The sequence below is a fragment of the Cytophagaceae bacterium ABcell3 genome, assembly GCA_030913385.1.
Taxonomy (GTDB): domain Bacteria; phylum Bacteroidota; class Bacteroidia; order Cytophagales; family Cytophagaceae; genus ABcell3.
Window position 1 is genome coordinate 3,808,071 of record CP133159.1, and the last position, 14,328, is coordinate 3,822,398.

The window sequence follows — 14,328 nt, forward strand, 5'->3', positions numbered from 1 at the left end:
CAATACCTTTCACAGATACTATCTTAATATTAACTACAAACAAAGCATTAGGCAATCCTTCTTCAACCAAAACACAAATTCAACTAAATATTTTATCCCTAAAATATTACGCAGCATACTCATAAAGTTGCACAAAGGTTTTTCGATGCCAGATCCCTCCTACGTCAGAACGAGCTACTTGTCATGCGGACATAAAAAAAGCCTCACCTGACTGAGACTATAAAAAAGTTGAAAATGACCTTCTCTATTCAAAGTGCAGGAATAGACTGATGGTATGTGTATTCAGCCGGTTTAAGCTGCGGGCATAAATATTAGGGTCTCGTGACAGCAAGTTGACCAGTCCGTGAGACAAACGGATTTCAGGGGAAAACTTGAACAATGGAAAGTAAAAATCAAGACCAGCTCCATATTCAATAGCAAAATCCATAGTATTTACCCGTAACTGGTCATCACCCCTATCTCTTTTATTAGCGCCAGCCTCTATACCAGCTTTTACGCCACCTACTGCATACATACGCATATTGCCTCTTCTCTGGGACTTATATTTTACCAATAGAGGAAATTCAATGAAAGTGGACTCGTTCTGTTGTTCTTCAAAAGCACCTCCTCTATAGCGGTACACCACTGTCCGCTCATAAAAAGACACCGTAGGTAATAGTCGCAAATCAAAATAATCTGCAAACTTCATGTTGACTATAAAACCCAAAGAAAAGCCTGGCCGACCAGGGGAAAGCGCTGAAGTCAAGGTGTCGGACTCCAGGTAATAATTAGAATGCGTAAGATTGAACCTCGCCGCATTCATGCCGAGGGTGAAACCATAGTGCATCCGCTTATCGTCATAAAAAGGGAGGTTAAGTTCTGTCCTTTGTCTACTCTGCGCATAAATATCTTTTCCTGAGAAAAGCAGCACAAGCAAAAAGATAAAACCTATTTTTTTGCTGTATATATGGAACTTATTCCAAAAGTTAATGTTGTACATTTTGAAGATTTAAAACCTATTCCCGTTAATTTATCTAAAAAAGCCTCTCCTGATGGAAAATTTTCTACAGACTCTGGCAAATAAGAATACGCTGCATTGTCTCTCGAAACAAGTTTTCCTATCAAAGGCAAGATTCTCTTAAAATATAAACTGAACAAACCTCTAAGTATGGAATTTGTTGGCATTGAAAGCTCCAGTACCATGACGGTACCATTACTTTTTAGCACCCTATAAAATTCTGAAAGTCCTTTTTCCAAGTTCTCAAAATTCCTCACACCAAAAGCGACGATAATGGCATCGAAAGTATTGTCTTCAAAAGGCAATTGCTCTGAATCTGCTTGTTGAAAACTAATTTTATCTGTCAATCCAGCTTTTTCCACCTTCTTTCTTCCTACTTCAAGCATTCCAGCAGAGATATCAACCCCGGTAATATGCTTTGCGCCTGACTTCAATGCAGCAACTGAAAAATCGCCCGTCCCGGTCGCTACATCAAGTATTGTTTCAGGTTTTTCATGGCTAAGCATTTTAATAGCCTTCTTTCTCCAGCCTTTATCAATTCCCAGGCTCAAAAAATGATTTAAAAAATCATATTTATGGGAAATGTTGTCAAACATTCTTGCCACCTGCACTTTTTTCCCCTCTGTGGAATCCTTATACGGTGTAACGGTCATTTTTCAATTTTAATATAAAATATATTGCCCAAACCTTAATCCTTTAATACCAGCCCACTGGTGATACAACTTTTTAATAAGCGAATCGTAGGTAGCTTAACCATAAGCTACTAGGCTCAGTACTTCATAAGGCATTTACAGCACCCCTATCCCCAAGTATGCTTTTTAAGGTTCAGCAAACTCAAAATTAAGTAAAAAATTTAAGGTTTTATTGTAAATTCTCAATTTCTCTTGATCGATTAATGCGAATTAAGTCATAATCAAGTAAAATCAAATTTAACAGGTAGAGACCCTAACGCTAGAGATCAAAAAATGGCATAGGAGTACTGATAGAAAAACAACTCTAGGATTGTCGCTTTTCTATCATGTAGAGGATGGGGCATATAAAAAAAGAAAAGGCTGCTGATAGCTTAAATAACTATTACAACAACCTTTTAATTAAATTTTTATACACAATAAAGTTTCTAGATAGGAAGCAAAGCTTCAACATCTAAAAAACAAGAGCTTAGGCTCGATTCAAGTCCCTATTGTATATTATAAACCTTGTAAGTTTATTACTTTACAACAAGCTCATCTGTTTCCATCAGTTCAAAAAACTGATCAAATACTTTTTTCTCAATAAGATACGTTGGCTTATGGCTGGCCCACTCACTGGAAATTTCAAAGAGATTGTTAAAAGTCCTTCCTTTATACACTTTTTTCTCCTCAAAACCCTCATAAGAAGGTTTGCGTATACAACGATACTGGATTTTTTTTACTGCTGACATATATATTATATGAAAATTTTGGCTTAAATGTATAATCAAAAAAAGCGCATAAATGTTCTTTTTACTTAAGGAAATTTATCCACTTTTCAACATTCTTCAGACAAGCACACGAAAGCCTGCTTCATCCATACCTATATCGTATCTAACCAAGAATTTATTTTCCTTGTAAGAAAATTTAATATTTTTTTAATATTAGAACCGATCTTTTTAGAACGTCTGCAAGGAGCATATTTTTTATAAAAAATAATAGTTTGAAAATTCACTTTTTTAGCTAAAGCATGTAGATCATGAAGCCTGTAAGCAAAAGCATGGGGTGATATAATAAAGAAAAAGAATCAATCAAGGTCTATTGTTGTTAGATATATAGAGAAGGATTGACGGAACTAAATATTAAAGTATGGGAACTCTATTGGAAAAAATGCTGTCTTCGCTACGGATAAAGCGGGATAGATACAAGAGATATGAAGATGACTTAAAAGACATCAAGAAATTCAAAAAGGAACAAAAACACCCCAAAAAAGCAAGTAATAAGAAGAATGAGCAAAGACCTCCTGTAAAAAGAAGGAAAATGTTTTTAAATAAATCTAAGTCCAAAAACAAAGGGTAAAACCTGATAGTTATGGAAAAGGTTTCACTGGGTGGCAATAAATAGTAACCTAGACTACAAATCTTTTTTGCCACCTAAGCAAACCTTTATCAAAGTAGTTTTAGTAAAGGTTTTACTTTTTTATGCTCTTGTTATAAAGCAGGGTATTAAAAAAACATCAAAAAACGCCTGAAGCTATACCTTACTGAATATAAAAACCTTACAAAATAAAAACTTTAAAAATTAACAAAGGGAGGCAAAAAAGTTTGTAGTATAAATTATTTATACTACCTTTGTCCCGGCAAATCAATACGACCAGCTCCTGCTGAACCCCCCCAGGTCCGGAAGGAAGCAAGGGTAAGTGGTTGAGCGGTGCGATATTGGTTTGCCTTTTTTTATTTTGTTTTAAGGCAACTCTAAGCCTACTTTTGCGTAACTAAGCAAAACCTTTCTTTACCAACCTTTTTTAACAGAACAATAATGAAATTTTTCATAGACACAGCAAATCTTAATGAGATTAGTGAAGCTCATGACCTTGGCGTTTTAGATGGCGTTACAACTAACCCATCTCTCATGGCCAAAGAGGGCATAACCGGAAAAAACAATATATATAGCCACTACAAGGCTATTTGCGATATCACAGATGGCGATGTAAGTGCTGAGGTAATTGCAGTAGATTTTAATGAAATAGTCAGAGAAGGTGAAGAGCTGGCAGAAATCGATCCCAAGATCGTGGTCAAAGTACCTATGATTAAAGATGGGGTAAAAGCCTTAAAATATTTCTCTGAAAATGGCATCAGAACAAACTGCACCTTAGTTTTCAGTGCCGGACAAGCTTTATTGGCAGCCAAGGCTGGCGCTACTTATGTATCTCCTTTTATTGGCAGACTTGACGATATTGGACATGACGGACTTGACCTTATTGAGCAAATTGTTGAAATTTATGCCAACTACGATTACGAAACAGAGGTGCTAGCTGCATCTGTAAGACACACTACACACCTGCTCAAATGTGCTGAAATAGGTGCAGATGTTGCTACTTGCCCTTTAAACGTAATAACATCTTTACTAAAACACCCTTTGACTGATATAGGTCTCGAAAAGTTTCTTAACGATCATAAAAAGGGTCTATAATCATGAGCAACTCCTTAGGTCAAATGTACATCATTAAGGTGAAAGGAAAAGCTAAAATCCCTGACTATATACAGCTCAGGGATGAAAACTTTGTCCTTATCGCCTATTTCAGAGCAGATAGACCTTTAAAACCACAGCAACTTAACAAGTATGGTTTAGGAGACAAAGAAGAGCAGCTTCTTCAACTAATTGAAAAACTTCCTTTTGGTAAATTACAGAAATTAGAACTATAATGGCTTTTTCATCCGAACCGGTAGTAACAGTCAAAGATACCACCATATATCAGGATGACGTAGTAGTACTTGAAAACCTTAACTTTCAAATTCAAAAAGGTGAATTTGTTTACCTGATAGGAAGGACTGGCAGCGGTAAAAGTTCATTGCTAAAAACCTTATACGCAGACCTCCCTTTAGCTAAAGGCGAAGTTAATGTCGCCGGCATCAGGCTTGCTGGAATTAAAAAAGAGCAAATCCCTGACTTAAGAAGAAAAACAGGTATCATTTTCCAAGATTTCCAACTGCTCAATGACCGTTCTGTGGCAGAGAACCTACTATTTGTCATGCGTGCAACCGGGTGGAAAGACTCTGGAAAAATTAAACACCGTTTGTCTGAAGTGCTTTTAAAAGTCGGCCTTAGTAACGCTGGAAATAAAATGCCTCATCAGCTTTCAGGCGGAGAACAGCAACGGGTTGTAATTGCCAGGGCTTTGATCAATGAACCTGCTATCCTTATTGCTGACGAACCAACGGGAAATTTAGACCCAGAAGTAGCTTTAGAAATCATAAAAATATTTGTTGACATCAACCGCAGTGGAACTTCTATTTTGATGGCAACCCATAACTATGAAATTCTCGAGAAGTTTCCTTCCAGGGTGTTAAAGGTTACCAACGGCTCTTTAAAAGATTCATCAACAGAAACGTTCAGTTTCCGTTATGACTGAACATGAAGGCGTATCGATCTTAATCCCTGTTTATAACACAGATGTCCGGGAACTGGTAAGGAGCTTGGCTGACGATGCCAATAACTCAAAGATACTTCATGAAATCGTATGCTTTGATGATGCTTCCAGGCCTTCCATTAAACAAACCAATAGGTTCATAACCAACATTCCCAACGTCAGATATAAGGAACTTCCACAAAACATTGGGAGATCTGCCATTCGGAATGCTTTAGCAGAAGAAGCTTCATACAACTATATAATCTTTCTTGACTGCGACAGCGGCATTTTACCTGGCTTTCTTCTCAGGTATATGCCTTTCCAAAAATTCCCTGTCGTAATCGGAGGCAGAATGTACACCTCTACCCCACCGGGACCAGAATACACTTTACATTGGACTGTAGGTTCGCAGAGAGAGTTATACAATCCAGAACAGCGACAAAAAAAACCTTATGAGCATTTTATGCTCAACAACCTCATGATCAGAAAAGACGTTTTCAGAAGCATAAAGCTTGATGAAAACATTCACGGCTATGGCCATGAGGATACGAAATTTGGCTTTGAACTAAAAGGCCGGGGTATTAAAATACAATATATCAACAATCCTGTCTTTCACATGGGCTTAGACAGCAACCGTGATTTCCTCAAGAAAACAATAGAGGGAGTCAAAAACTTTTACCAAATTTCTAAAGAAGGGTTTGGCACCAATGCTGCATTATATAAAGCATTTACTAAGCTAAAGAAAGCACGAATGCTCAATGTGTTCCACTTCATCATGAAAAATATTAAAGGGCTTATAGAAAAGAACTTACTATCAGAAAGCCCCAACCTCACGCTTTTTGACCTTTACAAACTCTACATTTTTACAGAGTCTTATAAAAAAGGGGTCTATATGATTTACTGTGGAAAGGTGATATAATGTAGTTATTTTTACAAAATGAACAGTATCGAAATATTTCAATTGGCTTTGCAGTTAACAAAGCCTTGGTCGGTAACCGATGTTAGGTTTCAGGAAGCATCCAATGGTAAACAAGAACTTCATATAACCATTAGCTTTGAGCGTGGTTTCGTATTTGAACCAGAAAGTAAAGTTCATGATACTCAATATAGGACTTGGCGTCACCTCAATTTTTTTGAACATGAATGTTATCTTCATTGCAAAGTCCCTCGAATCAAAACAACGGATGGAAAGGTAAAAACCGTGGAAGTGCCGTGGGCTAGAAAAGGAAGTGGTTTTACTTTGTTGTTTGAGGCTTTTAGCATGGCTTTGATTGAGCGAGAGATGCCCGTGAACAAAGCAGCTGATTTAGTGAATGAGTACCCACAGCGCATATGGAATATATTTAACTACTGGATACAAATTGCCTATCGGGCAGATGATCAAAGCTCGGTGACCCAATTGGGTATTGATGAGACTTCTGTAAGAAAAGGACATGATTATGTGACCGTAGCAGCAGATTTGGCTACTCGCCGTGTGATTCATGTTACTCCAGGCAAGGATCGGCACACTATCGGAAGAATTAAAGACCATTTAAAAGCAAAGGGTGTTGAACATCTGTCAATTACCGACGCATGCATTGATATGTCTACAGGTTTTATCGCAGGCATGCTCGAACATTTTCCTAACACCTCGGTAACATTTGATAAATTTCATGTAGTCAAACTGCTTAATGAAGCTATGGACGATGTACGTAAGCGAGAAGTCCGAGAACACTCAATACTTAAAGGACACAAATACACGCTATTAAAGTCCACACACAAACTTAGCGCTAAACAGAAGCAGGACCGGCAGGTACTTATTGAACTGTTACCAACTATTGGGAAGGCTTATCGGTTAAAGACCTTATTTCAGAGCTTTTGGGAGTTTAAAACAAAAGAAGAGGGCTCTGCTTTCTTGGCTTACTGGTGTGACCTTGTTGAAGAGGAAGGCTTGTATGCCTTCAAGAAGTTTGTAAACACAATAAAGTCCCACTGGCAAGGAATTACCAATTATGTCGAGTCCCAGATTGCCAATGGTGTCATGGAAGGGATTAACAGCAAAATACAACTAGCTAAAAGAAGAGCTCGTGGATATCGGAATATTACAAATTTTATCAACATGATTTACTTTATTTCCTCTAAATTGAAATTCAATTACCCACAGTATTCCACATAGGGCCTAAAAAAGATACGAGTTCACGCATGTAAGCGTACTTCTAAGTTTTACGAAAAACAAAAAAGTCCGGGAAAACCGGACTTATAGTTTTGCTATCCCCCCCTAAGCTATAAGGCTTGTAAAAGTGACATCAATTGTTTTGACTAAGGCTGTTAATGACCTGTTCCGCATTCTTATTAGAAGGGTCAAGCTCCTTTACAACCTTCCAATGGTGTAAAGCTTCAGCGTTTTCATCATTGATTAAATATAAATACCCAAGGTAGGAATGAGCTTCTATAAGATCTCTTTTGTGCTTTTCTTTGTTCTCGCCCGCTATTTCTATCACTTTTTCATAGTACGGTTTTGCCAGCCCCTCTTCCGACTCTGGATCCATATTGGCATTGGCCCTTCCCCTATACATATAACCGATAGTCAATTCAGGTCTAAGTTCAATAAGCTTAGCAAAAACAGAATCAGCTTGCTCAAAGTCTTTTCCTGAATAAAAAGCCCTACCTAAACTTAAATAATCCTGGGCAGTACCACCACCATTCTCTATTCTAGAAGCATAGGCCTGGGCTGCCTGCTCAAAGTTTTTATTAGCCATTTCTATATCAGCTATCTCACTATACAGGTTAACTTTATTATTATCCTTTTCTATAGCCGTATAGAAATTATTTACAGCCAATGAATCATTGCCATTTTTACGGAGTAGCTTAGCATAATATTCATAGTCATTAGCAAGTACTTTTTCATAACCCGTCTCCCAAAACTTTTCCATATAGGCCAGCCCGTTCTCAAAGTCCTCAGTTTCATAGCTACCATAAGCAAGCAAGCGAAAGGCTACAGGGTTTACATTATCCTTGTCGGCAAGTGGTTCTAAAACCTCCTTAGCAGACTTATAATCTTTATTTAAAAATAAGAAAGATGCATAACGGAAAGTATTATCTACACAGTCTCCAGCTTTTTCTAAATAAACTTTATAAGCATCTATCGCTTCATCGTACTTCTTAGCCTTGTAGTGCAGCTCTCCAATTTCTTTATAGGCAGGTGCAAATTCAGGATTGGCATCTATTGCTTTCTTAAAGTTGTCCATAGCAAGCTCATTGTTTCTGGCCCTGCTATATAACTGACCAAGTTTATATAATGCTTTAGGGTTATTGCTATCTAAATAAATGGCCTGGTTATATTTTTCCATGACCTTAGTACCATCATTTTGCTGAAGAAAAAGGTCTCCATACAATAACCAAGCCTCTATATTTTTATCATCAAACTTAAGCGCTCTATCCAGTAGTTCCTGAGCATAGGTAAGGTCTTTATATTCGGAATGCACATAAAATTCTGCAACAGAAAGCAATACCTCTGGCTTTTTGGACTTGGTAAGTCTCAAAGCCTTTTCAAAACTTGCTTTAGCTGATGCTTCATCTTCGAAAAAAGTAGCTTTCCCTAATCCAGCGTGGTTCAAAGCTGACTTTTCCGACAAAGAAAGTCCTTTTTCGAATGCCCATTTGGCTGAATCTATTTGCTGGGTCAATAAGAATGTTTCTCCCAAATAATAGTAAAAGTCAGGTTCTGAAGAATCCTCCTTAATTAAAGAATAAAAGCTTCCTTTTGCTTTTTCATACTGCTCGTTTAAAATAAAGTCTTTTCCTTCTTGGACAGATTGACCATTGGCCACTGAAAACAAGGACAAAGCTAATGAGCATGTTAAAGTAAGTTTCCTGAATTCCATTTCTAACCTTTTTTTGTTGTTGCTTAAGCAAAGCTACGAAAACCAGTATATGACCCTTATCAATTACTGTTAAGGATCTGTTAAATTTTTGTTAACTACCTAACGACATGCACCTCCCTACCGGGAACAACCGCAGGCATAAGTCCATCTTTTAAAACAATTCTTTGTCCTCTATCACTCAAAACAAACGATGCAAACCCAGTCGGCAAGCCAGCCCTACTAGTCAGGTTTATAAGGTAAATATCCCTTAAAAAAGGGTATCTGCCGCTAAGCAAGTCAGACTGAAAGGGGCTAAAAACCTCATACTCCCCATTGCTGTTCAGTGCTTCAATATCCAACACTTTTACATGGTTCAGTCGGTCAAGAACCTCCGGGTCATCCAAATCACTTATCCAGTTTGCCCCTATTACACCAATAGCTTCTGGGTGTTTATGGATATAGTCTACTACAGAGGCATTAGAGCCTGCTGCAAACACTTTAATATCATTTTTACTAAACTGTAAAGAGTCATTAAGCAATCGGTAGTTGGCAGACCCACTTTGATCAAAAACCACATGAATTTCCTGATCGTCAAGCGCAGCATCAATATGCGCCCAAGAAGTCGCCGTTCCTGAAAATATATCGGAAAGCTGTTCAATTTTCAAAGATTCCAAAGGAGAATCCTTATGCACTAAAAAAGCAACAGCATCGGAGGCAATTTTATTCTCGGCAACCATGAGCTGGGACTCTTTAAAAAAATTCCTTTCTTTATCAGTCAAAGACCTTCCAGCTACCACAACCTCCGTTTTACGGTTTAGCAAACTATTGATAGCTTCCGTTTCTGACACATAGTGAGGTTGAATTACTGCATCTTTATACAATGCCTGAAAAGTACCAGCTTGAGCATCCACAACTGGACGAAAAGACTCATCAGCAAAAAGAAGCAAACGCCCTGATACTGGAGAATCTTTTTCTTTTTTTCCTTGGCCATCGTCACAAGAAAAGAGAAAAAGCAAAAAGGGTATGATATACCAAACCTTATGCATTGTCATAAAAAGACTTATATACCCTCCAAGCACGGAAGATTCCAAAAGCAATTAAAAGGCCTCCAAAGACCATGGTAACTAAAGGCTGAACATTGTATCCTAAAGTCTGAGGGTTAATAAGCAGGTACACGCCCAAGCCCATATAAAACAAAGGCATGAAAATGCTTATTATCAAAAGTGGGTTAAAATTTTTCATTGTCTTAATATCTATCCGGTAAAGTAAATTTCACAGGAATAATCATACTTCTGGCTATACGTCTTCCATTTTGCATAGCCGGCTGCCATCCAAAGCCGCATTCCTCTACAGCTTTAATAGCTTCTTCGTCCAAACCATAACCAGGCAGTCCTTTTTTAACATGAATATTGGCCAGCTTGCCCTCAGGAGTAATAGTAAAACTAACATATACAACCCCTTCAATTTCGTTTCTGATAGCCAAGCTCGTATACTGTATTTTCTGTTGGATACACTTACCAAAAGCTTCCTTACCACCAGGGTAAGACGCATCAAAACTCACCGGCGCTTCCATATCATCAGACTCTTCACCGCCAATGACTCCACCTTCTACCCCATCTGTATGTTCTATAGGATTTACATCTATAGAGTCACCGTCCAGTGTTTTGTCACTAATAGCAGCATCTTCCATTTCATCTATCGTAGGAGGCACTTCTTCCTCCTCAACCATATCGTCTGGAACAACCTTAGGAGGAACAAACTTGACCGACTTAATATCTGGTGCCTTTTTTGCTGCAGGTGGTGGCGGTGGCGGAGGCGGTGGAGGTGGTGTTATTTCCGGCATCACATCAGGTAGATCTACCATGTCCATAGTAACTTCCACTACTTTATCCTCTTTTACCTGCTCTTTGTCTATGAAATTCTTTGACAAAATAGCCACAAAGAGTACTGTAAAGGCTGTGACAGAGATAGCCAAACCGGTCAGAACGTTCTTGTCATAAAGTTTTCTCAGGACATAAGCACCATATGACTTGTTTCTGTCTTCAAAAACAATATCATCCATGCTTTTATTTGTCAACTGAAAATTTTTCATTCTAAACCCTTTTTTAGTTAGCAGCTACCTTTTGGTTGTTTGTAACTTTCTTAATATTAGAAGAAACCTGCTTAGAAATGCTGTAAGCTATTTCATCAAGCGCATTGGTCAAGTTGTCAATCTTTCCTGTAAAGAAGTTATAAGCCACAATAGCCAACGTAGAACCTGCAATACCTAAAGCAGTATTGATAAGTGCTTCAGAAATACCATTTGCCAACGCTACAGCATCGGGCGACCCAGCGGTAGCAAGTGCAGCAAACGCCTTGATCATACCAAATACCGTTCCCAACAAACCTACCAAAGTAGCAATAGAAGCCAATGTGGCGAGAATATTAAGATTCTTTTCTAACATAGGCATTTCTAAAGCAGTGGACTCTTCATGCTCCTCCCGTACAGCCTGAAGCTTCTGATCTGTGTTCATTGTAGGATCTTTGGCCACTTCTTGCATTTTCTCTACAACAGAATGGACAACATTCCCAACCGAGCCTTGTTGAAGGTCGCATAATTCTTTCGCCCCTTCTAAATCACCCAAGGTTATATGCTTCTTAAGGTTTTGTGTAAAATCAGCAATTTTTCCATTACCCACAGCCATTTTCAATGAAATGAAACGCTCTATGGAAAACGTAATGACCATTAATATAAATGCCATTAGCATCGGGATTACCAAGCCCCCCTTATAAACAATTCCCAAATAGTTGCCGGGAAGTGGATGGTTATCGGGGTCGTTGTCTACAAAGTTGGACGGGTGTCCAAAAACTGTAAAAAACAAAGTATAACAAATAGCTATAGCCAGCGGAATAACAATTAAAGCAAAATTAGAAGGAAGGTTAACTTTTTTCTTGTTCATCTATTTATAGATTTTTTACATTTATTTCAATCCATTCAATTTAGAATTGTTTTAAATAACACTGCAATGTAAAAGTTATTTAGAACCAATCCAAAGAAAAATAGCAGTAAATAAGTCTATTTTACATTATTTTAACCTAATAATTTAAAAGTCGTTAATTTGGTTTCATGTTTCACATAAAAACAACGTAAAATATGCAGAATATTTCAGTAATAGGCGGAGGAACCATGGGAAATGGCATTGCACATGTTTTCGCTCAGGCTGGTCATAAAGTTAGCCTAATCGACCTTTCCGAAGACAGGTTACAACACGCCATCGCCTCAATATCAAAAAACCTGGACAGGCAAATTAAGAAAGGCACGCTTGAAGAATCACGAAAAACAGATATCCTAAACAATTTAGCTACATTTACCTCATTAAAACCAGGTGTAGAGCATGCTGACCTAGTGGTAGAGGCCGCAACAGAAAAATCAGGGGTCAAACTGGATATTTTTAAAAAATTAGACGAGTATTGCCCTAAAAATACCATTTTAGCTACCAATACCTCCTCTATTTCTATTACCAAAATAGCCACTGCTACACAGCGGCCAGAGCAGGTCATAGGAATGCACTTTATGAACCCTGTACCTATCATGGCACTGGTTGAGATCATCCGTGGATATACCACCTCTGACCTTACCACATCTACTATCATGGATCTTTCCACCCATATAGGGAAATCGCCAGTAGAAGTGCAGGATTACCCCGGCTTCGTATCGAACAGAATACTCATGCCTATGATCAATGAAGCTATTTACACCCTTTACGAAGGTGTAGCTGGTGTAAAGGAAATAGATACTGTTATGAAACTAGGCATGGCACACCCTATGGGGCCACTCCAATTAGCAGACTTCATCGGACTTGATGTTTGTTTATATATTATGAATGTCCTTTACGATGGCTTTAAAAATCCTAAATATGCACCATGTCCACTTTTAGTAAATATGGTAGAGGCAGGATACCATGGAGTCAAAACAGGAGAAGGCTTTTACGTACACGATAAAAATAGCAAGAATGTAAAGGTAGCTGAAAGGTTTCGTTGACAACCCGTGCGTTTCCGCTGCCAGTAGCTAGGCTTTAATTAGCAAGAATACTACAAGATTAGCAAGAAAATAATTCACTTGGTTAACTATAAAAATGCTTCAAAAACTGATAAACCGGTATAATTTTTGAATCTTTCAAGGAAAAGGCACTGCTATTGACATTTTTTTGTAGTTTTGACATAATATTGACTAAAAATTCACCTACAATACTAAAAATGTCAAAAGAGTTAATTATTCCAAAAGGTTACTCCTCTCCTATTGATGTACATCAAACAGAGATAGCCATAAAGGAGGTAAAGGAATTTTTCCAGGATAGTTTGGCGGCAGAACTAAAACTTCGTAGGGTAACAGCCCCACTTTTTGTTCTTAGAGGAACAGGTATTAATGATGATTTAGGAGGTTGGGAAAGGCCAGTTTCTTTTCCCGTCAAAGACATGGACGACTCTGTGGCAGAAGTGGTTCATTCCTTGGCCAAATGGAAAAGGATCAAGCTTAAGGACCTTAATATCAAACCGCACTATGGCATTTACACAGACATGAATGCCATCAGAGCAGATGAAACGCTGACCAACCTACATTCCTTATACGTAGACCAGTGGGATTGGGAGCTTTCCATCAATGAAGAAGATAGAAATATCAACTTCTTGAAAAAGGTTGTTAAGCATATTTACTCTGCTATCTCAAGTGCAGAGTTTCATATTCATGAGCTTTATCCGGCTATTAAGCCTACTTTGCCAGAAGAAATAGCCTTCATCCATTCGGAGGAACTCTTAAAAATGTACCCAGACCTCTCTCCTAAAGAAAGGGAAGATAAAATTACCGAAAAACATGGTGCGGTATTTATCATGGGAATTGGGCATACTTTGTCTAATGGGGAAAAACACGATGACCGCGCCCCAGACTATGACGATTGGAGCACTCCAAACAATGACGGTTTTATAGGCCTAAACGGGGACATCATGTTATGGAACCCAGTCCTTAATAGGGCTTTTGAAATTTCTTCGATGGGAATACGTGTTAGCAAAGAAGCTTTGGAAAAACAACTCCAAATATGTGGTAAAGAAGAACGTAAGAAATTCCTATTCCATCAAATGATGCTAAATAATGAACTTCCATTTTCTATAGGCGGCGGCATAGGCCAATCCAGACTTTGCATGTTCCTGCTCAAAAAGGCCCATATTGGAGAAGTACAAGCAAGTATTTGGCCAGATGAAATGAAGAAAAAATGTAAAGAAAACAATATCAACCTTATGTAAAGAAAGCCCCTTTTTCAAGGGGCTTTTTTATTATCCTTTTTTCATTTAAACTAAGACACCTAAACCTATACCTTGGAAAACATGTTTAACAATGGGCGAAAAGTGTGGGGAAACTAATTTAGTTTTCTTTAAATG

At 38.1% G+C, this 14,328-nt stretch carries 16 protein-coding genes and 1 other RNA gene; 9 read left to right on the forward strand and 8 right to left on the reverse strand.

Annotated elements, in window-relative coordinates; translation table 11 throughout:
- Positions 1–244 precede the first annotated feature (244 nt).
- From RCC89_15445 to RCC89_15455, 3 genes are all read right to left on the reverse strand, one after another.
- Entirely contained in the window at positions 245–910 is a 666-nt protein-coding gene (locus RCC89_15445; protein WMJ75666.1) for a porin family protein, read from the reverse strand.
- Positions 911–927: 17 nt separating this feature from the next.
- Complete coding sequence (gene ubiE, locus RCC89_15450; protein ID WMJ74549.1) at positions 928–1,650, reverse strand: bifunctional demethylmenaquinone methyltransferase/2-methoxy-6-polyprenyl-1,4-benzoquinol methylase UbiE; 723 nt, start codon at positions 1,648–1,650, stop codon at positions 928–930.
- 554 nt (positions 1,651–2,204) lie between these two features.
- The gene (locus RCC89_15455) at positions 2,205–2,417 is read right to left on the reverse strand and encodes a hypothetical protein (protein ID WMJ74550.1); all 213 of its coding nucleotides are present in this window, start codon (positions 2,415–2,417) and stop codon (positions 2,205–2,207) included.
- A 397-nt stretch (positions 2,418–2,814) separates the two neighbouring features.
- Between RCC89_15455 and RCC89_15460 the strand changes: the two genes are divergently transcribed.
- The 7 genes from RCC89_15460 to RCC89_15490 all read left to right on the forward strand — a co-directional run bounded on the left by RCC89_15460 (position 2,815) and on the right by RCC89_15490 (position 7,229).
- Positions 2,815–3,024, forward strand: coding sequence for a hypothetical protein (locus RCC89_15460; protein ID WMJ74551.1), 210 nt, complete (start codon positions 2,815–2,817; stop codon positions 3,022–3,024).
- A gap of 277 nt (positions 3,025–3,301) precedes the next feature.
- Positions 3,302–3,398: signal recognition particle sRNA small type (gene ffs / locus RCC89_15465), an RNA gene on the forward strand.
- An 85-nt stretch (positions 3,399–3,483) separates the two neighbouring features.
- Positions 3,484–4,137: a fructose-6-phosphate aldolase gene (gene fsa / locus RCC89_15470; protein ID WMJ74552.1), complete on the forward strand. Its 654-nt coding sequence runs from the start codon at positions 3,484–3,486 to the stop codon at positions 4,135–4,137.
- 23 nt (positions 4,138–4,160) lie between these two features.
- Positions 4,161–4,370, forward strand: coding sequence for a fructose-6-phosphate aldolase (locus RCC89_15475; GenBank protein WMJ75667.1), 210 nt, complete (start codon positions 4,161–4,163; stop codon positions 4,368–4,370).
- The gene (locus tag RCC89_15480; GenBank protein ID WMJ74553.1) at positions 4,370–5,077 is read left to right on the forward strand and encodes an ATP-binding cassette domain-containing protein; all 708 of its coding nucleotides are present in this window, start codon (positions 4,370–4,372) and stop codon (positions 5,075–5,077) included. Before RCC89_15475 ends, RCC89_15480 begins: the two co-directional genes overlap by 1 nt.
- Positions 5,070–5,993, forward strand: coding sequence for a glycosyltransferase family 2 protein (locus tag RCC89_15485; GenBank protein WMJ74554.1), 924 nt, complete (start codon positions 5,070–5,072; stop codon positions 5,991–5,993). The genes RCC89_15480 and RCC89_15485 overlap by 8 nt, the downstream gene beginning before the upstream one ends.
- An 18-nt stretch (positions 5,994–6,011) precedes the next feature.
- Positions 6,012–7,229, forward strand: a complete 1,218-nt coding sequence (locus tag RCC89_15490) for an ISL3 family transposase (protein WMJ74555.1) — start codon at positions 6,012–6,014, stop codon at positions 7,227–7,229.
- Between the two features lie 130 nt (positions 7,230–7,359).
- Here RCC89_15490 and RCC89_15495 read toward each other — a convergent pair whose 3' ends face one another.
- From RCC89_15495 to RCC89_15515, 5 genes are all read right to left on the reverse strand, one after another.
- Positions 7,360–8,937, reverse strand: a complete 1,578-nt coding sequence (locus RCC89_15495) for a tetratricopeptide repeat protein (protein WMJ74556.1) — start codon at positions 8,935–8,937, stop codon at positions 7,360–7,362.
- 95 nt (positions 8,938–9,032) lie between these two features.
- Positions 9,033–9,968, reverse strand: coding sequence for a substrate-binding domain-containing protein (locus RCC89_15500; protein ID WMJ74557.1), 936 nt, complete (start codon positions 9,966–9,968; stop codon positions 9,033–9,035).
- Positions 9,955–10,158, reverse strand: coding sequence for a hypothetical protein (locus RCC89_15505; protein WMJ74558.1), 204 nt, complete (start codon positions 10,156–10,158; stop codon positions 9,955–9,957). Before RCC89_15505 ends, RCC89_15500 begins: the two co-directional genes overlap by 14 nt.
- 4 nt (positions 10,159–10,162) lie before the next feature.
- A complete protein-coding gene (locus RCC89_15510) occupies positions 10,163–11,008 on the reverse strand; it encodes a TonB family protein (GenBank protein WMJ74559.1) in 846 nt (281 codons plus the stop codon).
- Positions 11,009–11,021: 13 nt separating this feature from the next.
- Positions 11,022–11,855 (reverse strand): MotA/TolQ/ExbB proton channel family protein, encoded by an 834-nt coding sequence (locus RCC89_15515; GenBank protein WMJ74560.1) that lies wholly within the window; start codon positions 11,853–11,855, stop codon positions 11,022–11,024.
- A 194-nt stretch (positions 11,856–12,049) separates the two neighbouring features.
- Here RCC89_15515 and RCC89_15520 point away from each other — a divergent pair, with 194 nt between their 5' ends.
- Together RCC89_15520 and asnA are read left to right on the forward strand one after the other, a co-directional pair.
- Positions 12,050–12,937: a 3-hydroxybutyryl-CoA dehydrogenase gene (locus RCC89_15520; protein ID WMJ74561.1), complete on the forward strand. Its 888-nt coding sequence runs from the start codon at positions 12,050–12,052 to the stop codon at positions 12,935–12,937.
- Positions 12,938–13,152: 215 nt separating this feature from the next.
- Entirely contained in the window at positions 13,153–14,193 is a 1,041-nt protein-coding gene (asnA, locus tag RCC89_15525; GenBank protein ID WMJ74562.1) for an aspartate--ammonia ligase, read from the forward strand.
- The last annotated feature ends 135 nt before the right edge of the window (positions 14,194–14,328 follow it).

Excerpts from the sequence above, each read along its gene's own strand:
- ubiE (WMJ74549.1), bottom strand. The coding sequence starts at position 1,650 with ATGACCGTTACACCGTATAAGGATTCCACAGAGGGGAAAAAAGTGCAG.
- RCC89_15455 (WMJ74550.1), bottom strand. The coding sequence starts at position 2,417 with ATGTCAGCAGTAAAAAAAATCCAGTATCGTTGTATACGCAAACCTTCT.
- RCC89_15460 (WMJ74551.1), top strand. The coding sequence starts at position 2,815 with ATGGGAACTCTATTGGAAAAAATGCTGTCTTCGCTACGGATAAAGCGG.
- fsa (WMJ74552.1), top strand. The coding sequence starts at position 3,484 with ATGAAATTTTTCATAGACACAGCAAATCTTAATGAGATTAGTGAAGCT.
- RCC89_15475 (WMJ75667.1), top strand. The coding sequence starts at position 4,161 with ATGTACATCATTAAGGTGAAAGGAAAAGCTAAAATCCCTGACTATATA.
- RCC89_15480 (WMJ74553.1), top strand. The coding sequence starts at position 4,370 with ATGGCTTTTTCATCCGAACCGGTAGTAACAGTCAAAGATACCACCATA.
- RCC89_15485 (WMJ74554.1), top strand. The coding sequence starts at position 5,070 with ATGACTGAACATGAAGGCGTATCGATCTTAATCCCTGTTTATAACACA.
- RCC89_15490 (WMJ74555.1), top strand. The coding sequence starts at position 6,012 with ATGAACAGTATCGAAATATTTCAATTGGCTTTGCAGTTAACAAAGCCT.
- RCC89_15495 (WMJ74556.1), bottom strand. The coding sequence starts at position 8,937 with ATGGAATTCAGGAAACTTACTTTAACATGCTCATTAGCTTTGTCCTTG.
- RCC89_15500 (WMJ74557.1), bottom strand. The coding sequence starts at position 9,968 with ATGACAATGCATAAGGTTTGGTATATCATACCCTTTTTGCTTTTTCTC.
- RCC89_15505 (WMJ74558.1), bottom strand. The coding sequence starts at position 10,158 with ATGAAAAATTTTAACCCACTTTTGATAATAAGCATTTTCATGCCTTTG.
- RCC89_15510 (WMJ74559.1), bottom strand. The coding sequence starts at position 11,008 with ATGAAAAATTTTCAGTTGACAAATAAAAGCATGGATGATATTGTTTTT.
- RCC89_15515 (WMJ74560.1), bottom strand. The coding sequence starts at position 11,855 with ATGAACAAGAAAAAAGTTAACCTTCCTTCTAATTTTGCTTTAATTGTT.
- RCC89_15520 (WMJ74561.1), top strand. The coding sequence starts at position 12,050 with ATGCAGAATATTTCAGTAATAGGCGGAGGAACCATGGGAAATGGCATT.
- asnA (WMJ74562.1), top strand. The coding sequence starts at position 13,153 with ATGTCAAAAGAGTTAATTATTCCAAAAGGTTACTCCTCTCCTATTGAT.